The sequence below is a fragment of the Pseudoalteromonas sp. L23 genome (assembly GCF_021728455.1).
GTDB lineage: Bacteria > Pseudomonadota > Gammaproteobacteria > Enterobacterales > Alteromonadaceae > Pseudoalteromonas.
This window is the reverse complement of the sequence record NZ_JAKKCW010000029.1, coordinates 1-19307: the sequence shown is the minus strand read 5'-3', so window position 1 is coordinate 19307 and position 19307 is coordinate 1. Positions and strand designations below refer to the sequence as shown.

The window sequence follows — 19307 nt, the reverse complement described above, 5'->3', positions numbered from 1 at the left end:
TACATTTTTTGCTAGATCAATTGAAAGCGTGCTAACGTTATTCATGATGGACTCTCCTAATAACTGTGTTTGCAACTATCAGTTTGGCGCATTGACGCCGATTTGGGAGCGTCCATCTCATCACCCATCACAATTAGCAAGCGGCGAAACCCACTTCGTATCCCGAGGAACAAACACGTTCAAAGCCGGCGGTTGTTGAGAGTTTCTACCCGGCGATATCCACGGCACCCGCTGCTTAACAGATAACTTAGTTCAATATCGTCTAACCAGTTGTGACTTTAAAGAAGAGAAACACTCAGGACGGATGATCCAGTATTTGAGTGAGGTGTAGTGGTTCGCATAAACGCAAGGCGATCGTTGGTTTAAGTGTCGTCGCTCAAATCTCGGTTGTTCAACAGCTCGTTTTAGAGCCGAAGGATGGCTCTGTGCCAAAAGCTGACGGCGGGCATCTATATCATGCACGGTGCAAAACTTGACCCCAGGTCTCAAAGCTCTGTAGATTTTTAGCTATCACTGAGAATGTATTAACTGTTTTTGCTAGTAAGCGACAAACCATATTTAGTGAGTTTGCGATACAAGGTGCGGCTACTGACACCAAATTTAAGGGCCAGCTCTTCGGTGCTACCTTGGAAATGTTCGATCGCTTTTTTTAAGTAGCTTTGCTCGGCCTGCTCTAACGATATTACATCAAATACCTTGTCATAATTCAGTTGTGCTAAATCTGCGTTAGGCTTTGCTGTATGCTGCAAATTAGCTGTATTTTCGAAAGGGATGTCGGTGTCGTAAATGACATCGTCATCGGCCAAAATAGCTGCTTGTAATACAATACTTTTTAGCTCTCGAATATTACCGGGGTAGGCATATTGCGCGAGCTTTTTAAGTGCCGCTTCACTGAATTGTTTGTCTTTAAATTCAGAGTGTTTTAAAAAGAACTTAGCTAATAACGCGATGTCAGCTTGACGGGCTTTCAGGGACGGTAAATTTATCGGGAAAGTGGCGATCCGATAGTATAAATCTTTTCTAAACTCGCCTTTTTCAACCATTTCTAACAGGTTTTTATGGCTTGCACAGACTAATCGAAAGTCTGTGCGTTTTTGTCTTAGGCTGCCAACCGCACGAAAGCTTTGTGTTTCAATTAATCGCAGCAGTTTTACTTGCATATTGAGTGGTACATCACCAATTTCATCAAAAAACAAAGTGCCACCTTCAACAATTTCGACCAAGCCTTTCTTTTGGCTTGTGGCGCCAGTAAACGCGCCTTTTTCGTGACCAAATAACTCAGACTCAAATAACTGTTCGGGTAAGCCGGAGCATTCAATTACAATAAACGGTTTATCTTTACGCCTACTTGCATCGTGCAACGCGCGAGCAACTAACTCTTTACCTGTGCCGGTTTCGCCTTGTAATAATACCGAAATTTCGGTTTTGGCAGCGCGGTTTACTTTATTGATCAGTGCTTTAAAGGCGTCAGACTGACCAAGCATTTTATTCTTTTGCGCTTTTACTGAGGCAAAGTCGATTTTATCGAGGATCTCAACAAAGCCCATTAATATATCGTTTTCGTCAAAAATAGGCTTCATCACAATATCGCAATATTGCTTACCTAAATGGGTATCGTGAATATGCACGACACTGGTTGGCTTATTGGTTTTTTTGCACTCTAGCATGGGGCAAGCTTCACCCATCTGATCGCAGGGTTTACTGGCCTTATGCGATATGGCAAAGCAGGTACTTTTACCCAGCTCAATCGGTGTTTGATAGGTATCACGATAGGCGTTATTCACTGCCACAATGACATAGTTTAGGTCAATAAAAATTGCTGGTTTATCAATAATATTGATTAAACCTTGGATCACCGAATTTGCCATATCGCACACTTGCCCAAGTTAGTTCGTTACCGTTTTACTAAAAATGAGTGTACTGTAAAAAAATAACCGTGACAAAAATGTCTTCACATTCAATTTGTCTGACAAAAATGTCGATTGGTAAGTTTATCATTTATCGAATGAATTTTTGAAATGTAAAATTAACTATTAAAAACAATGCATTATTTATTTTTTGACTATACCCAAGATTGGTATGTTTTCTGCCATATCAGGAAGAGACCTAATCTAAAGGAGTTCGAAATGAATGAAGCATTGGTCGAATTGTCTCGTTGGCAATTTGCACTCACCGCCATGTTCCACTTCATATTTGTACCGCTGACCTTGGGCCTGAGTTTTATGCTGGCCATTATGGAATCGGTTTATGTGATGACGGGCAAAGAAATCTATAAGACCATGACTAAGTTTTGGGGAAAGTTATTTGGTATTAACTTCGCCCTAGGTGTGGCAACGGGTTTAACGATGGAGTTCCAGTTTGGTATGAACTGGGCATATTACTCGCATTATGTGGGTGATATTTTTGGTGCGCCATTGGCAATTGAAGGGTTAATGGCGTTTTTCTTAGAATCCACGTTCGTTGGCTTGTTCTTTTTTGGCTGGGATAAAATGTCAAAGGTCAGGCACCTTATGGCAACCTGGCTTGTGGCGTTAGGCTCTAATTTTTCGGCGCTTTGGATCTTAATTGCCAATGGCTGGATGCAGCACCCAGTAGGTGCAGAGTTCAACTTCGAGTCGATGCGTATGGAAATGACCAGTTTTGCTGAGGTGATGTTTAACCCCGTTGCGCAAGTTAAATTTGTACATACCGTATCAGCAGGTTATGTAACAGGCGCAATGTTTGTGTTAGCTATTTCAAGCTATTACCTTTTAAAACATAAGCATATTGCCTTTGCGCGTCGCTCATTTGCGATTGCTGCAAGTTTTGGTTTAGCGTCAATTTTATCGGTGATCGTGCTCGGTGATGAAAGTGGCTATGAGCTTGGCGATGTACAAAAAGTAAAACTCGCGGCAGTTGAAGCCGAATACGATACCCACCCAGCGCCTGCACCATTTACGCTTTTTGCTATCCCCAACGATGAAAAAGAAAAAGCCGAATATGCGGTGCGCATCCCTTGGCTGATGGGCATTATCGCGACGCGCTCGCTTGATGAAGAGGTGATGGGCATTAAAGAGCACAAAGTGCTGCATCGTGAGCGTATTTTATCTGGATTGGTTGCTAAAAATTTACTCGATACCGTGCGCAGTGGTAACGCAACTGAAGCGCAAATGGCGCTGTTTGAAGCACATAAAAAAGACTTGGGCTATGCCATGTTATTAGAGCCATTTACCAATGACTTTGTCAGCCCAAGTGAAGAAGTCATCGAAAAAGCGGTAAATTACAGCATTCCACCTGTTGCACCACTTTTCTGGAGTTTTAGAATAATGGTGTTCTCGGGCTTTATTATGCTATTCGTTTTTGCCGCTGCATTTTACTACAGCACTAAACATCAAATCACCAAACCTAAATGGTTGTTAAAACTGGCGCTGTTCTCTTTACCTCTGCCTTGGATTGCCTCTGAAGCGGGTTGGTTTGTCGCAGAGTTTGGTCGCCAGCCGTGGTCAATTGCCGAAGTGCTGCCTGTGCATGCTTCGGTATCAAACTTAAGCGTGGGTGAAGTGTGGTTTACCTTAATTGCTTACACCAGTTTTTATGCGGTGATGTTTGTTATTGGCTTCTACTTGATGAAGAAATACGCCAAAAAAGGGCCTGTACCAGAGCAACAAAGCACGCCTTTCGATGGCAATGCGCAACTATCGGCTGAAGGAGCACAATCATGATTGATTATGAATTTTTACGCTTAGTGTGGTGGGGTTTAGTAGGTGTATTGCTGATTGGCTTTGCCATTACCGACGGGTTTGATTTAGGCGTGGGTGCACTGCTTACGTTAGTTGGAAAAAGCGATGAAGACCGTCGCGTGATGATCAATACAATCGGCCCTCATTGGGATGGTAACCAAGTGTGGTTTATTACTGCTGGCGGCGCAATTTTTGCGGCGTGGCCACTTATTTATGCAGCGGCATTTTCGGGGTTTTATATCGCTTTAGCGCTGACACTCATTGCCTTATGGATGCGCCCAATAGGCTTTGACTATCGCAGTAAATTGCCGAATAAAACCTGGCGCACAGCATGGGACTGGGCGCTATTTTGTGGCGGTTTAGTACCTGCGCTTATCTTTGGTGTGGCGTTCGGTAATTTACTACTAGGCGTACCATTTGAGTTTGATAACACCTTGCGTCCGACTTATACCGGCAGCTTCTTTGGCTTGCTTAATCCGTTTGCCATTTTAGCAGGAGTGGTATCGGTCGCTATGTTGTTGACTCATGGCGCTAACTGGTTGCAACTTAAAACCGAGGGGAATTTACTCGCGCGCGCGCGAATTGTGTCGTTCTATTTGTCATTAGTGACTGTGTTGCTCTTTATGTTAGCGGGTGTGGTCGTTGCCAATATTGACGGTTATGTGATCACCTCAAGCGTTGACCCTTTAGCAACATCAAACCCACTGACCAAAACGGTTGAAGCGGTATCGGGTGCGTGGCTAAACAATTACAGCACCTACTCGTGGATGCTAATTGCCCCTGTACTTGGCATTTTTGCGGGGCTTGGCTCAGCGTGGTTTAGCAAGCAACAACGCGGTGGCTGGGCGTTTTTAATGTCGTCATTGATGATGGCGGGCATTATTTTAACAGCAGGCGCTGCCATGTTCCCGTTCCTTATGCCAAGTAGCAGCATGCCAAACGCGAGTTTGACAGTGTGGGATGCCACATCGAGTTATTTAACGCTCAAAACCATGTTTATCGTTGCCTGTATTTTTGTGCCAATTGTATTGAGTTACACCGCATACAGTTTTTATGTGATGCGTGGACGCATTAAAGCGCAAGATTTAGATAAACCACACACAATTTATTAAGGAGTGGCTTATGTGGTATTTCACTTGGATTCTAGGTGTTTTATTAGCATGTTCTTTCGGCATTATTAATGCGATGTGGCTAGAAGCCACCGAAGACATGGACAGAGACGACACAAGCGATGGTTAAACACAATCACGCAGCAACTGGCGACATGGAGGTCGCCGCTACCGAGTTGTTACATAGCCAGCAGCAAAAGGTAAAAAATGCGCTGATGGGTGTTTTAGTACTCAAAAGCAGTGCCTTTGTATGCCAGCTGGCGGCTTTCGCAGCATTTAGCTTTTTAGTGGCCAGATTGCTCGCAAGTGATGCAAATACTCTGGTAATGAGTCATTTCTTTAGCGCCAAAACAGGCTATGAGTGGGCGCTTAATCTATTAGCTGGGGCGTTAGTTTCAAGTTTAGTGCTGAACCTTTTTGCTCATAACCGCCTAATGGCATTACAAGCAACCAGCTTAGCCGATTTAGAAGCGCAATTACATGGCGCTTTTAAGCAAGGGCAGCACGCGTTAGTTCGTCAACATAGTCATTTTTACTGGCAGCAACTAAGCACCGAGCACCTTCATGCGATGTTGAAATTTATCAGTGAATTTCAATTGCAAAAATGGCTTGCGGTGGTTACGCCTTTGTTATTGCTTGGCGTGATTGCTTATGTGAACTGGTTTGTATTTATTATTTTATTAGTCTGTTTGCCTGTGGTGCCGCTGTTTATGATCATCATAGGCAAAGGGACAAAGCACTTACATAACACCTATTTTGTGGCATTTGAGCGTTTAGGCAGTATGTTTGCCAATCGCTTGAGCAATATTGAATTGATCAATGTATTTTCTGCCAGAGGCTCTCAAACACAGCGCCTTGAGCAAAGCTCAAACACGCTTAATTCCAGTACTTTGAAAGTGCTTCAAGTGGCTTTTTTAAACCAAACTGTTTTAGATTTTTTTTCGACGCTGTCGATGGCGCTAATTGCCGTTTATGTCGGGTTTAACCTATTAGAAGAGATAAACTTAGGGCCCAAACTGGTGTTTGCAGATGGGTTATTTTTACTCATTGCTGTGCCTATGGTGTTTAGCGAACTTAAACAGTTAGGCAATTTATACCATCAAAAAGCCGCAGCCCAAGTTGCGGCATCAGAGCTGGCTAGTGTGCTTTGTAACAGTCAAAAAAGTTCTGATATATCACTTTCTCCTAGCATTGATTGGCATGACTTTCAGGTCGTTAATACGGCGGTTTTTGCAAAGCATTTATTTGTTGAACGTGGCCAGCATATTTGGTTAAGTGCTCCCTCAGGTGCTGGGAAAACACTGTTATTTGAAGCGCTTAGCAAACAGCGCCAAGCAAGCCACCAAACCACACAAAAAGTGGCGCTGCTGACACAATCTCCCTGTATTTTACGCGGCACTGTGCGCGACAACTTAATGCTCAACAGACCAATCTCTGATAAAGCGCTTTTTACAATGTTAGAAAAAGTTGAGCTAATGGCTTGGTATAAAAATTTAAAACAGGGACTTAATACGCCTATGGACGAGTGTCCGCCACTTTCTGGCGGTGAAAAACAGCGCTTGAGTTTAGCAAGGCTATTATCGTGCGATGCCGACCTTTATTTACTCGACGAACCCACTGCGTTTTTAAGTGACGCGCAACATTTGCGACTCTGTCGTTTAATTGAAACGGTTCTAAAAGATAAAACCGTTATTTGGGCATGTCATAAGCCGCAGTCACAGCGCTGGTTTAGTCATATTTGGCACATCAACGAGTTTGGCGAGGTGCTTTGTCATGCAAACTAATACATTAAAAACCAACTTCTTGGCGCTGCTACTGAGTGTGGCTTATAGCCTAGCGGCAATGGGGTTATTGCTGGTTTCAAGTTGGTTTATTGCCGCGGCAAGTGTGATGGGCAGTAGCTTAAATTACATGTTACCCGCCGTTATTATTCGGGCCTTAGCGCTTATTCGAATTGCATCTGGCTATGCGGCACTATTAGTTGGTCACAGTGGCTTTTTTAAATCGTTACAAGCCAAACGAATGACGCTATTTGCAACAAGTTTGAATAACTTAAGCTTGCTTGAACAGGTTAAAAACAGCGCGCAGGTTGAGGCAATGAGCACCACCACAGAGCAACAAGCTGCGCTTTGGATTGCTTGGGTAAACCAAAATGCTGCGATGTTTATTACCTTACTGTTGTTAAATGTCAGTGTTTACTTGCTTATTCCAAGTCATCTTATTTATGTGCTGTGTGTAACGATTGCTTTTATTATAGTTTATGCGCTGCTCATTGTGTTTGGCTTAAAACAAGCGGTCAAAATTGCCAAACAAAAAGAGAGCTTTGTCACTGTATTTGACGATAAGTTACACAGCTCACCGCTTTGGCATCTTCAAACTGAGCTGTTAGACAACCAATTTGCATCAACCTCTAAGCTGTTAAAAGCGCAACAAACACAGCAAAAGGCGATGTTTTACGGCCAACTCTGTTTACAGCTTTTCGCCATTTTAGCTTTATATCTGCTTTTTAAGCAGTATGCTGGCGCGGCATCGCAAAATGCATTGTTTATTTTAGTGCCCATGTTATTGCTAAGCATTAACGATTGGCTGGGCAAGCTACTGCAATCGCAAACAGGGCTGGTAGATTTTATTCAAGCCAAGCAAGATAATGCTAAAAAAGCTGTCGCAAAGACTGTCGATAAACAGGCACAGAAGCAAGCACAATCATCGTCACCAAAAATTACCCGACATAGCCAAGCAATTCATACGCTGAGCCTCGATAATGTAACCGCTTGCAGCGTGCAACGATTTCCCATTTCAATCGAAATAAATAATGCCGGTTGCTATTTATTTGAGGGCAGCTCTGGGACTGGTAAGTCTTCCCTATTAAAAGCAATTGCGGGACTACAGCCATTTCAAGGCAGCATCTCGTTTAACCAAGGCAACATCGTCCAACAATTAGGCAAACTACACGAGCGCATTGTGTACTGCGGGCAATCATCACCCGTATTAGATGGCACCTTAGCTGAAAACCTTTCTTTAGGTCATGAAATAGAGCAAGACATACAAAAGCAGGTACTCAATGACGTTAATCTGTCTTACCTAGGCGTATTAACGCAATGGCTAGGCTCGGGTGGCAGACAGCTCTCTGGTGGCGAAAGACAGCGGCTTAACCTCGCACGAGCGTTATTATTTAAGCCCGATGTGGTGCTACTAGATGAACCGTTTGAAGCGCTCGATAATTACAATATTTCACTTATGGTTAAGCTTATCAATCAGTTGAGCAAAACCGGTATCGTGGTGATTGCTAGCCATATTGTGCCGGATACACTAACGCTTAATCAGCGTATTGATATTGAGAATATCCCCTTGCTTTCGAAGGAAAATGGCTCGGAGGAAAAGTGCTATGGCTGAGTCATTAGGTGTAATTGAGATAGTTTATGATAACCAGCTAATTGCTTATCTGATTAGAGATACGTTAACGCCTTATTGTGCGGTGATTGCATTGGGTATTTCTGATCAGAAAAAACACGACTATATGGTTGAGCGACTTGAAAACTGCCCGTGCGAAATACAGTGGTGGCTAATCGCCCGTGATGTAAGTTTACAACTAAGTTGGGTTAACAAGTTAGTGCTGCGATTTACAGGGCAATTGATGCTAGCAAAAGCGTGTTTAATAAATACACCAAACAATGCCGCGTTAGATTTAAGTAATAGTGACACGCTTGAGCATAATGAAATACTGCACTTAGGCCATTTGATGCTCACGATTCAATATATCAAAGCAAATAGCCTGAAAGTATCGCTACTTGTTTGTGACAACATGGTGTTTTGTCTGCCATCAAATGCACTACAGCTTTCATCCACTTGCATGGGCAATGTGCTTAAACAAAGCAACATCAAGTGGGATAAATTTAGTGAAATTTACAGCCCTTCCTTCACAGTAAGTCGGCCTTTATCGACTTCAAAACTTACTTTTTGGCAACTCGAAGCACGGCTAAGCCGTAATAACTTAACCGACACTTTAAAAAACTAGCTAGGTAAAGAAAATAAGTGACACCTATCACTATAATAATTAGTGGTGGGTGTCAGTGATTTACATCCCTAATCAAGCATACCCTCCTTGGCTAATATCAAAGCGCATCCATGCGCTTCTCGTTCATTCTTTTTAAACAACGCGATCGAGCAAACCAAGAAAACGTCGCCCCAACATCACACTTAATCTTCAAATCCTAAGCCGATATATAATACCAATTGCACTAAGTCTCCAATCAATTTGAAGGGTGAAATACCATATTAGCGTCGTTAAAAATTTCTTATTTAGAAAAACTAAATAGCAAAATTTTTGCCTTGCCTATATGGATATAGGTACCTTGGCGGTAGCAGGACGCGAGAGCGGAGCTACTAAAGCTATTTCTCCGCTTCAAATAGCTCATTTACCTAATACAATTGGTATCGCAATCGTCTTGTAAGGCACGTCCTTGTACCAGACAAGACTTGGCCGACATCCTGTCGGCACATTGCATATCGACTTACGCTTTTCGGGTGTGATGGAGGGGGAATAAGTTGCTTGTAAGATCTTCTACGATTTTTACGATGAAGCTGTTTGCAAGGGTTGCAAAAACTACCAGCATAGCTTCCTAATTCGCAGTGCAGATAGCTTTGTGGGAGGCAAAATAAGTGACACCCATCACGATTAGCAAGCGGCGATATCCACGACACCCGCTGCTTAACAGATAATTTTTTTCAGAATCGTTTAATCAGTTGTGACTTTAAAGAAGAGAAACACTCAGGACGGATGATCCAATATTTGGGTGAGGTGTAGTAAGCATCTATAGTCGAGGGTGTAATGCTAAAGGTTTTGCTGTTGATTTTGTTGAATAAATAAAATAAAAAAGAAACTTATATCTATTAGTCATATTTCGTGTATAGTGGGTGACTCAATAAGTTACCTATTAATGTAACATTTAGTTCAAGTTCTTCTCAGTTTCCTTTCGAACCAGTTCGTCATATATGCTCTGCGATATCTTTTCCTTTATTACATACTTAGTAACTAATATTTTTTAATATATCGAGGTATATATGTCTAGCAAGATTTTAGGTTCAGTAAAATGGTTTAATGAGCTAAAGGGTTTTGGTTTTATTACACCTGAAAATGGTAGTCCAGATGTTTTTGTTCACTTTAAATCAATTGTAAGCGAAGGCTTTAAAACACTGAATGAAGGTCAAAAAGTGGCCTTTGATGTTGAGCAGGGGGCTAAAGGTCCAAATGCTGCTAACGTTACTTTAGTATAAGTGGCGAATAGACTGGAGAGGACTTCCAGTCAATATCCACCTCTCAAAGTAAAAGTCCATTTCAATATTAATACCATAATTTCATAAAACTCCATTTAATCGATGTGCGTTTTTTAACTCACATAGAAAGGGAGTTTTATGCGTTTTCGTTCATATTATTTTGTTTTGAGAGGTAGGATTTTAAATTGAAAAAGCAGTCGAAAAAAAGAGTGGCGAAGACGCGGCTCTTGATAAAAGTAAGTCAAATAATATTCACGTTGTAAGAAGAAAAATCGAAGATATTCTGTCTGAACGAGAGCGAAAGAAATTATTGGGGCTTTGATTTAAAGAGAAGTGAGTTATGGCTAGACCAAGAAGACAAAGTAGTAAAAAAACACGGAAAGAGGATTTTGAAGGTAAACTTGAACAAGTGGTAGGTGAATATCGTCAAGCAAAAGAAGTGCTTGATGCTCTTGCGGAAGATACGGTTGAGTATAGCGAGCAGAAAGATAAGTGTGACAAGCTCTTTGCGCGTGCTGAACGTTTCATCAATAGGCAGTCTTAAGACTCATAAACTTCAACATTAAAGAAAATGACAAGGCATGTATCTGCCTTTAATCCCGCTTTAAATTTGCTTACCTTAGTTGCAAAGTTCAAGGAATGAACCAAAAGCTAATATAGAAAAGTTAGCGTTTATCTTAACCAACTCATCTGAACAAACCCTACATTAGTTCGTTCATCTAAACCACTTCTTTGTTTGTATAAATAAGGGTAGTGGATCATGCTTACACTAGTTTTTATACACTTCCCTCTGATTCTATGACCAAAATTCTCGGCGCTCCACGAGGATGAGCAACATGCTCAGTGCCAATTGATGCATAAAAAATATCACCAATTTGCAACAGGGCTGATTGCTCAATACCATTCTCTTTATAAAACATGTCAACAACACCATCTAACACGACAAAGACTTCTTCACCGTCATTAACATGCCACCTTATAAGGCTGATCAGAACGTTAGTTTATAAGTCGAGTGTACTCACAAACTAGGTTGGGTTTTGGCGAAGCTTATCTTGGAGCGGGGTAATTCGGAGGCGTTTACCTTTGATACACGTCGAAAAAGGTGCCTTTTATCGCATCAAAATGGAAGTCTAGGGATTTTCCCTTCTAAAGTAACATCGAACCCCATCTAGCTATATATCGATATTCAAGTTTGGAAGTCCTGATATAACTAAAATGGGGGGTTATCTTCTGCAAAGTCAATCAAGCAAAACAAGATAATTGCGGCTCTCCCAACGAATTTCAAGTCAGCTTGAATGTAATACTATGTAATATCATCATGAACGGCCTTGTGTTAATTTTTTTATATATTTGTTAGTCATTGCGGTCAACAGTACGTTGGCAGTTAATCAGGGGCGGTTTGTTATGGTAAATGTAGTCCAAGTTATTTTATTTCTCTCATGTCTTAGCTCTTTCGTCGTTGCAAAAGAGGCTAACAGTACTCAACAATTACCTGATGGGTATATATATTCAGGGCAGGGTGACCCTATAACCAAAAGGCGACCAGAACCAACCACTATCGAAGTTTTGATTAATAAAAAATACTTTGAAATTTGTGAAGAAGAGCTTGGTCAAATCCCTGTTGAACAGGTTGACTGCACGTTGGCTCAGCCGATCCCTATGACCAGGACTATGGCAGACGGTTCAGTTGTTTCTCTGAACCGCCACAACATACCAGCAAGTATTCCAAGGTTTGGTAGTGGAAGTGAGCAAGTCAGTTTTAATAGTAGTGGTTTTGCTGATGTTACAACTTGTGATAAGCCCAGTGCTATATTTCGCGATATGAAAAATGTTGGCTGTGTTCCTGGTGACAGAATTAAATACATTAATAATGTATTGGCTAATGGTAATAAAGTTGATTGGGTTTATATATGTAGAAAAAACAACAAAATAATGGATGACCCACATCTTTATAATGAGCTTGGCATGATAGGTTACAACAGAGATACTGGGAAAACCTGTTTTTTTGCTGGTCAGCCAACATTAGAAGCGGAAGTTAAGGGGAAATGGATCTTAACTTCTGTGAATGAACAAACGGAGGAAAGCAGTACAAAAATTGAAAATATAGCGGCTATTCCTCTGGTTACTGGTAAGGAAATTCCACCGCCAAACTTTACCGACTTTGATCCCGAGTCGGTCAAACATTGGTCATTACCTGTTGGTGGTTGTGTCGGCTGTCATTCTCAGGGACCATTTGTACGTTTTCCTTTTACAGAGCCCGTTGCTTGTGCTGTCGATCCTAAAACTCAATCCTGCTCTCAGCATTACAACAGCATAAAGGAATGTGAAGTGGCTAGGGAAAATATGCCTCGTCGCGAGCGCCTAAATACCAAGTGTGAAAGTGTTATCCCAAAGCGTCGACCCGGTATGTTGTACGATCCTATATCACCGTTTGATCAGAAAGGAGAGCTTGCAGCTTATATAAATGAGTTAGCTCAATCTGAAGGTTTTGACATCGGAGATAAGTATTATAACAACTTGATGGCGGCTAAATGGAATCACCCGATGCGATTAATGGACGAGGAAGCCAAGCCTTGTACCGTTTGTCATGCCATCGGTAACGCTGACTACGGTGATCGATTTGTGCACGCAGGCTTTGTACTTGGGCAGCTAAACCCTGATGATGTTAAAAAGTATCACATTCGCTCAAAACTTTACTTAAGTAATGTTTCCAAGTCATTGAGAAACGAAGGCTTTCACGACAAGAAAGTACTAATCGATGGGTTACTGCCGCTTAGGCTTGGGTACGATTCAGTGGCTGAACGAAACGCCGAGCGCGAGAAACAAAGCATCGCTCGTTATATCAAGGCTATAAAACACATCAAAGGTTGTTCTGCGAAAGACAATAACTGTTCATGGGACGAACACTGGACTATGACCAGGGTAAAAGAACAACCGCTTAAATATCTCCAGGACCATTGTAGCTTCTGCCATACCAGCGATATGGCTTCACCTAGATTGGTCACGGAAACCGACTTTAAGCGGCTTGAAATACGCGAGCGGATCATTAACCGTTTATATGAAACCGTCAACCCTATGCCGCCAAGTGGGCAGTTTCCCGATGATGTAAAAGCTGTTCTAACAGAATACTTGCGTGCAAAATAAAGGGGTAAAGATATGGATACCGAATTAAAAAGACAGATCAAAAACAGTATTGAAGATAAACGAGCTGACATAATAGAACTGATTGAACTCGGTCGAGATCTTGCGTCAGATGAGTCAGGCCATATCAATCACGGCCCCAATACTTCAATGGGAGTGCCCAAAAATACCTTACCTAAGTGGGACGATATTCAGTTGTTAACTGCCCAACTCGCAAAAAAACCGCTATTTGACGGAGAAACCGTCGATACTCAGCTGGTTATTGGTCCCAGAGCTAAAAGCCCTTTAGTGTTGGATATACCCATGTTTGTTTCAGACATGAGTTATGGTGCCTTATCAAAAAACGCTAAAATAGCGTTAGCTAAAGGAGCAAACTACGCAGGAACTGGCATTTGCTCTGGCGAAGGAGGAATACTGCCAGAGGAACTGGCCGCCAATAATCGTTACCTGTTTGAAATGGGGACTGCTCGAAACGGTATTAAACCAGGTAAAGAAGCAGATTTTTTTGAAAAATATAACGGCAAAGTTGAAGCCTTCCACTTTAAAGGCGGGCAAGCCGCGAAAACGGGTACCGGCGGTCATTTACCAGGCGCTAAAGTTACCAAAGAGATTGCTGAGGTGCGTCATATTACAGAAGGCCAAACAGCAATCTCTCCTCCTACCTACGAGGACTTTACAAGTCCGGGTGAATTCAAAGACTTTGCTGACCTGATAAGGGAAGGGCTGGGCGGCGTACCCATTGGTTTTAAAATCAGCGCAAACCATATTGAACGTGATATTCAGTTTGCTTTGGATGCCACTGCTGATTACATCATCCTTGATGGTCGAGGCGGCAGTACAGGTTCTGCACCCAATATATTTAGAGATCATATTTCTGTTCCAACTATTCCTGCGCTAGCCCGAGCAAGAAATTATCTTGATGCTCAGGGAATAAAAAAGGGAGCCTCAGATTCAGTAACCCTAATCATTACAGGTGGGCTAAGGGTTCCGGCTGATTTTATCAAAGCTATGGCGCTAGGAGCGGATGGTATTGCTTTATCAAACAGTGTGCTGCAGGCAATCGGTTGTGTTGGCGCAAGAATTTGTAATTCAGGTAACTGCCCGGCAGGAATTGCTACTCAGGATCAAAACCTGGTTAATAAACTGAACATAGCTGATAGAGCGGATGATCTGGATAGTTTCTTTTATGCCAGTACACACCTTATGCAAATTATGGCAAGAGCCTGTGGCCACGATTCATTAAGTAAATTTTCCATGGACGACTTAACTACTTGGCATAAACAAATATCGGAATTAACCGGTATCGCTTATGCCGGAGTTACAAACGATTTTACTCCGGTTGAATTACCCGATAGTGCGGGTAAGCTGGCTTTACATAACCTAATCAGTCAGAGCAAAATAAAAATATCTGCTGTCAAACAGTTGGAAAGCTTTGAGCAACTGTGTAAAGGTGTGACATTAGCGAGCGGCAGTGCACAGGCCTATTTAACACAAAAACAGTATGTTGATGCAGGTTACCCATTAGAAATAGTCCTGAATACCTTAGGTGTTAGAGCATTGATGCGGTTGGTGCCACCTTTAATGAGTGGAAGTGAGCACCGTCCTCACTTGGAACCTTATTACGTAGGGAAATTTCAGATTAGTCAAATAGAATGGCAGCGAGTGACAGGTTCGACACCAAGTGAGTTTAAACTTGATGATAACCCAGTGAATAAAGTAACTCGTCAAGAGTGTGTTGACTTCGCTGCAAAATTGAATAGTGATCTGGTGGGCACTGGTTGGGAAGTTTCTTTGCCAAGTGTAGAAGAATGGATCCATGCTTGCCGTGCAGGTACTACAACACAATATTATTCCGGCTCTCTGCCATTGAACAAACAAGGCAAGGAGTTATCTGGTATGTCCCCAGCACAAGCCCATAGCAATGATATGCTTAGAGTTGGCACAATAGCGCCACCTAATGCTTATGGTTTGTACGATCTTTATAGCTATATTTACGACTTTACCATGACCAACGACTTTTCTGGTCAAGATATCTATTTGCGGGGTGGATACTATGGCGGTTTCTTTGGAAGCGAACAACACAGTGGTTCAGATCCGAATGGACCCGCAGCCAACTTTAAAAGCTTTAGATTGGCCCTAAGATATGTTGGAAAGTAATAACTTTTTGTTGGCATATGTATATGTTTTAACAGGTAATGCCACCAGCTAATTAGTATTAGAGGGGTTCTATGTTACTTTCGAGGGGAAAATCCCTAGAACCCCAAACTGTGGGATTTTTTGCAATATGGGGGTTAGCTTATGAAAAGTTCAAATGTTATCGGGTTTGTTTTAGCTACTTTATTGTTTTTTATTGCTAGTTTTATTGACGGAGAGTTTAATGAACTCTTTTTTAGTATTGCTATTTTGTTGGTTATCTTATCTTTGTTTTACTTTTATAAATCAAAAAATGAATTCTAATGATTAAGTGTTATTCTGGCGAGATTTATAAAGTTTTTTAGGTTTTAGGGCATCGAAGGTGTTAAGCTGACATCCTCCGATACCTCTAGTTGTTCTATGATTTGGTTTGTAGTTTCAATAGTTATAAATTGAATGCGTCAGTAATGCGTAAACGTTTTCCTTTCCATTATTCAGCTGAATAGCCTTCACCAGCAGTAGACAACACGCCCTTTGGAACTTCTCCATATACAGAGTTAATAAGTGTGGTCACAGTTGTATTTGTCGTCTTTGGGTTCGCGTGCAACCAAATTATCTGTGCAGAAGCCGTAATTGGATCAACTGTGTTTCCTTCTTCTCGATTGCGGCAGTTTGAATCAAAACTGGGCCACTTGTCCGACTTCGTATGAATTTGTGTGTTCTGATCCTTGTAACTCCGAAAAGCCTTTACTGGATCACATTTAACAGAAGGTGAAACTCCAGGGGCTCCTCTATCAGTGTGGCTTTTTGAATATGAATCTTGAATCAAATGTAAGACTGACCCTAATGCAGCCATCCGAACCTCATCTTCGTTTTCAATAACCGTACAGCTAGCGGAAATAAACATTCCGTCACACGCTAAGTTGAACGTCGTTGCAACACTGAATCCCTTGAAAGTCTTTTGTTTGCCATTCCAAAGCTCAGTGTTAAATAAACGAGACCAAAAACTAATAGGTCTTTCCTCACACCAGCCTTTTGCTCTTACATTGTCTACCCCAAGCGCTGGTTCAATATTTGGGTATTCACCACTAGACCAGTGGTCGCAATACGGTTGACTAAGGTCGCTTGAACCAAGAGATAGATTGAAAGCAAAATTTGACCATTCGATAACCTTATTCAGAGTCTTCTCGCTTGGTATGCCGTTAGCTGATGCCATGGAGTGTAAAAATTGTAATTCCCCTAAATGACTGGCACAAAGTAATCCGTCATCTGTAATATCAATCTTGTTATCAGGGTCATCATCCAGTCTGCGGTTACAAACACGCTTTATGGTAGCTGCAAATTTGGCTGCGGTTCTATCCTTATTCTGCACTTGCCGTGTCGGATCATCAGACCATCTAATCGACTTTACCAGTTGGTAGTAATCTCTAATCGCCTCCGGATACTTATTGGGCGATGAATATATGTCAATGTTGTTATTCTCTGAAATCTGTGAATTGCATTCGTTCGGCATATTGGTGATTTCAGTTTCATTGATATTTGCTTCGGCCAAACACTGTAAAGCTAATACAGTCATTTTTTCGTGGTTCCGCTCCCATTCGATGCCGACGATTCCTAATTTATCCGTATCAAAGGTGGGGGCGGACTCGTTCTTTACTGCTTTTTTCCCTATTTCATAAGAAAGTGCGGATGTGGTAATAGCAAACAGAACAGCTGAAAACAATGAACAGATGACTTTCATATTTGGTCCCCTAAAAATTAACAAATTTATGATCCTTAAAGTGTCGAAATGAAGGCCGACAAAATGGAGCTCGCTACAGTATAGTAAATTTCGCCATGATTTCAGGCTGTAAATATCTGGTTGTGCAAAGCGAAAATAGCAACATATTTATATTGGCGAATGCAGACCTCAGCGATTGCCTTCTGCATCTAAAAATAACGCGAAGAAAATGCTTTCGTTATCGAAAAAATTTCGAGAATTTAACTCTTATGAATGCTTTAAAGTCCTTATTAAAGTGAAATTGTTATAGCAATTACTTTTGTACGCGATGTTAGTGAGGCTGTCTTTACGATTAGTGTTAAAGTGCTTTGCAAGCGTACAAGTTTACTTAAATGCTTTGGACTAATACCAACAAAATCTAAAAACTTCCGCTCCAGTAGGCGCTTTTTAATGGGATTTGATGATTGTATTAACCGATATATCGTTATCTAGTGCAAAGTAAATATAAAAGTTCACTTATTATTTATCCAACCTCTATATTTTCATTCAGCGCAAAGCGCTTGTTTGACCTGCACTTCTCACATTGTTTCCCTATGAGTTCTCCTGACAGTGCTGTGTTTATGTAACTTCTGTAACCGTAGAGTTTGCGAAAGAGCGTGTAGGCCATTTCTGTCACCAGCTTTCGATCATCTACGTTTGTTAGCTTCAACGCCACAATTTCACCTATGTGATTGACGATCAAATGCAGTGTAAATCTAAACGATCAGACCATGGTGCCTTTGCTATCCTGAGCAATGCTTTCAAATACCTTATTTCTCTTGGCGCGAATGACGTGACAGACCCTCGCAATAGGTTTCAACTAACTTATTCACGCTCGTTTCTTTTGGTCGAATGAACTGGTCAGGAAGTGAGCTATTCGTTCCTTTGATTTTTTAAATTCTTATCCGAAGTCAAGATTAAGTTAAATTGGTAGGCTTAACTTATGACTCTATCGCTGGATAGTACTTATTAAGCCAGTCTAATTCTGCTAACTCTGAGTAATCTTGTTGCAACGTTTGCTCTCTAGTTTGATGTCTAAAGTTTCTTTTTAGACTTATTAAGTAGCTTGAATACATTTTTGCAACGCGTTCCATTGAGTAGTTGTTTTCAGCCCATTCTCTACAATGTTTTGAAGAAATTTTATCTATATTTTTGGTTGCCCAGTAAAACTGCTCTTCGTTACGACACCTAAACCCTGTGAGGCCATGTAGATTATTTTCTGGAATGCCGCCCCAATCACTAGAAATTACAGGTGTACCACTCAACATGGCTTCGATCATAACGCCCCCAAACACTTCAAGAACAATAGTTGGCAGAAAGAGAGCTTTGGCCTTTTTAAGTAAATGCTTTCTTTTATTTAAATCAGCATAACCCACAAACTCAACATGGCTTGGAATTGTTTTATAACTTAGGTGATTGATATCTCCCGGACCTGCGACAATAAGCTTAGCGTTGGCTTTTCTCGTTGCTTCAACAGCTATTACTAAACCTTTATTGGGATCCATCCTACCAAGATATAAAAAATAGTTATCTTTAGCTTCACAGTATTCGAAATCATCACAATCAAAATAGTTTGGTATTACTGCGTCGTAACGTTTGGGATGTGTTATCCCCAATTGACCGTAAACATAGCTCATATGAGCATATGACTCGAATATTTTGAAAGGAGCAAAACATCCCTTGCCATCGTAGCCGATGCCTGGTTCTATGATGAAACATTTTTCCTCGAACATGGATACCGCTTCTTCCATACTATTACCCCAAAAGCATAAAATAGCGTCTCCAGCTTCAACTCTAATTTCTAGTTCTCGTTGAACATTTTGTTTAAATTTATGATGAGCGATGTCCAATGTGCTGTGATTGCAATAACTATCTTGCCAACTTTTACCGCCGTATGCTTTAGTTAAAATGTCGTCGGTCGTCACAGTTACATGTTCATGGCAGTCAACCTCTGATCGTTCATGACCATAATGAATGATCTTAAAAAAAGGTTTCATCATTTTGCAGAATTTGACGACTTTTTGCGTGAAGGCGCAAAACAGATAGTGTAACTCCCCCAAAAAATGAAACAGTTTATAAGTAGAATTTTCCATTAACTAAAATAGGAAAATTTAAGATGAGAAAAAGCAAGTTCACCGAAACTCAAATTGTCAGCATGATCAAGGAAGCTGA

The 19307-nt window shown here is 41.3% G+C and carries 14 protein-coding genes and 2 pseudogenes; 11 read left to right on the top strand and 5 right to left on the bottom strand.

What is annotated here, in order from left to right:
* Positions 1 to 199 (top strand): annotated as a pseudogene (locus L3V43_RS23120) (hypothetical protein); the annotation flags it as partial.
* 325 nt (positions 200 to 524) lie between these two features.
* Here the strand turns inward: L3V43_RS23120 and L3V43_RS23115 are convergent.
* Positions 525 to 1868, bottom strand: coding sequence for a sigma-54-dependent Fis family transcriptional regulator (locus L3V43_RS23115; RefSeq protein ID WP_174169605.1), 1344 nt, complete (start codon positions 1866 to 1868; stop codon positions 525 to 527).
* Between the two features lie 258 nt (positions 1869 to 2126).
* Here L3V43_RS23115 and L3V43_RS23110 point away from each other — a divergent pair, with 258 nt between their 5' ends.
* From L3V43_RS23110 to L3V43_RS23075, 8 genes are all read left to right on the top strand, one after another.
* On the top strand, positions 2127 to 3701 hold the full coding sequence (locus L3V43_RS23110) for a cytochrome ubiquinol oxidase subunit I (RefSeq protein WP_237117474.1): 1575 nt from the start codon (positions 2127 to 2129) through the stop codon (positions 3699 to 3701).
* A complete protein-coding gene (gene cydB / locus L3V43_RS23105; protein WP_010603849.1) occupies positions 3698 to 4831 on the top strand; it encodes a cytochrome d ubiquinol oxidase subunit II in 1134 nt (377 codons plus the stop codon). Before L3V43_RS23110 ends, cydB begins: the two co-directional genes overlap by 4 nt.
* A gap of 10 nt (positions 4832 to 4841) precedes the next feature.
* On the top strand, positions 4842 to 4958 hold the full coding sequence (gene cydX, locus L3V43_RS23100; RefSeq protein ID WP_237117473.1) for a cytochrome bd-I oxidase subunit CydX: 117 nt from the start codon (positions 4842 to 4844) through the stop codon (positions 4956 to 4958).
* Positions 4951 to 6612 (top strand): ABC transporter transmembrane domain-containing protein, encoded by a 1662-nt coding sequence (locus tag L3V43_RS23095; RefSeq protein WP_237117472.1) that lies wholly within the window; start codon positions 4951 to 4953, stop codon positions 6610 to 6612. Before cydX ends, L3V43_RS23095 begins: the two co-directional genes overlap by 8 nt.
* Positions 6602 to 8221: an ATP-binding cassette domain-containing protein gene (locus L3V43_RS23090; RefSeq protein ID WP_235368480.1), complete on the top strand. Its 1620-nt coding sequence runs from the start codon at positions 6602 to 6604 to the stop codon at positions 8219 to 8221. The genes L3V43_RS23095 and L3V43_RS23090 overlap by 11 nt, the downstream gene beginning before the upstream one ends.
* Positions 8214 to 8843: a hypothetical protein gene (locus tag L3V43_RS23085; RefSeq protein WP_235368481.1), complete on the top strand. Its 630-nt coding sequence runs from the start codon at positions 8214 to 8216 to the stop codon at positions 8841 to 8843. Before L3V43_RS23090 ends, L3V43_RS23085 begins: the two co-directional genes overlap by 8 nt.
* A gap of 1046 nt (positions 8844 to 9889) precedes the next feature.
* Positions 9890 to 10102 (top strand): cold-shock protein, encoded by a 213-nt coding sequence (locus L3V43_RS23080; protein ID WP_102058311.1) that lies wholly within the window; start codon positions 9890 to 9892, stop codon positions 10100 to 10102.
* 340 nt (positions 10103 to 10442) lie between these two features.
* Entirely contained in the window at positions 10443 to 10646 is a 204-nt protein-coding gene (locus L3V43_RS23075; protein WP_102058312.1) for a hypothetical protein, read from the top strand.
* Positions 10647 to 10878: 232 nt separating this feature from the next.
* On the opposite strand, the gene L3V43_RS23070 is transcribed toward L3V43_RS23075, so the two are convergent.
* Positions 10879 to 11022 carry a hypothetical protein gene (locus tag L3V43_RS23070; protein ID WP_235368817.1) on the bottom strand — a complete coding sequence of 48 codons (144 nt, stop codon included), beginning with the start codon at positions 11020 to 11022 and terminating at the stop codon, positions 10879 to 10881.
* Positions 11023 to 11506: 484 nt separating this feature from the next.
* Here L3V43_RS23070 and L3V43_RS23065 point away from each other — a divergent pair, with 484 nt between their 5' ends.
* Positions 11507 to 13246 carry a hypothetical protein gene (locus L3V43_RS23065; protein WP_237117471.1) on the top strand — a complete coding sequence of 580 codons (1740 nt, stop codon included), beginning with the start codon at positions 11507 to 11509 and terminating at the stop codon, positions 13244 to 13246.
* 12 nt (positions 13247 to 13258) lie between these two features.
* A complete protein-coding gene (locus L3V43_RS23060; RefSeq protein ID WP_237117470.1) occupies positions 13259 to 15400 on the top strand; it encodes a glutamate synthase-related protein in 2142 nt (713 codons plus the stop codon).
* 466 nt (positions 15401 to 15866) lie between these two features.
* Here the strand turns inward: L3V43_RS23060 and L3V43_RS23055 are convergent, their stop codons facing one another.
* The 3 genes and pseudogenes from L3V43_RS23055 to L3V43_RS23045 form a co-directional block, all read right to left on the bottom strand.
* Positions 15867 to 17117: a hypothetical protein gene (locus L3V43_RS23055; protein ID WP_102058314.1), complete on the bottom strand. Its 1251-nt coding sequence runs from the start codon at positions 17115 to 17117 to the stop codon at positions 15867 to 15869.
* Positions 17118 to 17619: 502 nt separating this feature from the next.
* Positions 17620 to 17937: pseudogene (locus tag L3V43_RS23050) on the bottom strand (transposase); the annotation flags it as partial.
* A 139-nt stretch (positions 17938 to 18076) separates the two neighbouring features.
* Positions 18077 to 19228, bottom strand: a complete 1152-nt coding sequence (locus L3V43_RS23045; protein WP_237117469.1) for a glycosyltransferase — start codon at positions 19226 to 19228, stop codon at positions 18077 to 18079.
* Positions 19229 to 19307: the final 79 nt, after the last annotated feature.

Coding starts and splice junctions, on each gene's coding strand:
- L3V43_RS23115 (WP_174169605.1), bottom strand. CDS start 1,868: ATGGCAAATTCGGTGATCCAAGGTTTAATCAATATTATTGATAAACCA.
- L3V43_RS23110 (WP_237117474.1), top strand. CDS start 2,127: ATGAATGAAGCATTGGTCGAATTGTCTCGTTGGCAATTTGCACTCACC.
- cydB (WP_010603849.1), top strand. CDS start 3,698: ATGATTGATTATGAATTTTTACGCTTAGTGTGGTGGGGTTTAGTAGGT.
- cydX (WP_237117473.1), top strand. CDS start 4,842: ATGTGGTATTTCACTTGGATTCTAGGTGTTTTATTAGCATGTTCTTTC.
- L3V43_RS23095 (WP_237117472.1), top strand. CDS start 4,951: ATGGTTAAACACAATCACGCAGCAACTGGCGACATGGAGGTCGCCGCT.
- L3V43_RS23090 (WP_235368480.1), top strand. CDS start 6,602: ATGCAAACTAATACATTAAAAACCAACTTCTTGGCGCTGCTACTGAGT.
- L3V43_RS23085 (WP_235368481.1), top strand. CDS start 8,214: ATGGCTGAGTCATTAGGTGTAATTGAGATAGTTTATGATAACCAGCTA.
- L3V43_RS23080 (WP_102058311.1), top strand. CDS start 9,890: ATGTCTAGCAAGATTTTAGGTTCAGTAAAATGGTTTAATGAGCTAAAG.
- L3V43_RS23075 (WP_102058312.1), top strand. CDS start 10,443: ATGGCTAGACCAAGAAGACAAAGTAGTAAAAAAACACGGAAAGAGGAT.
- L3V43_RS23070 (WP_235368817.1), bottom strand. CDS start 11,022: ATGTTTTATAAAGAGAATGGTATTGAGCAATCAGCCCTGTTGCAAATT.
- L3V43_RS23065 (WP_237117471.1), top strand. CDS start 11,507: ATGGTAAATGTAGTCCAAGTTATTTTATTTCTCTCATGTCTTAGCTCT.
- L3V43_RS23060 (WP_237117470.1), top strand. CDS start 13,259: ATGGATACCGAATTAAAAAGACAGATCAAAAACAGTATTGAAGATAAA.
- L3V43_RS23055 (WP_102058314.1), bottom strand. CDS start 17,117: ATGAAAGTCATCTGTTCATTGTTTTCAGCTGTTCTGTTTGCTATTACC.
- L3V43_RS23045 (WP_237117469.1), bottom strand. CDS start 19,228: ATGGAAAATTCTACTTATAAACTGTTTCATTTTTTGGGGGAGTTACAC.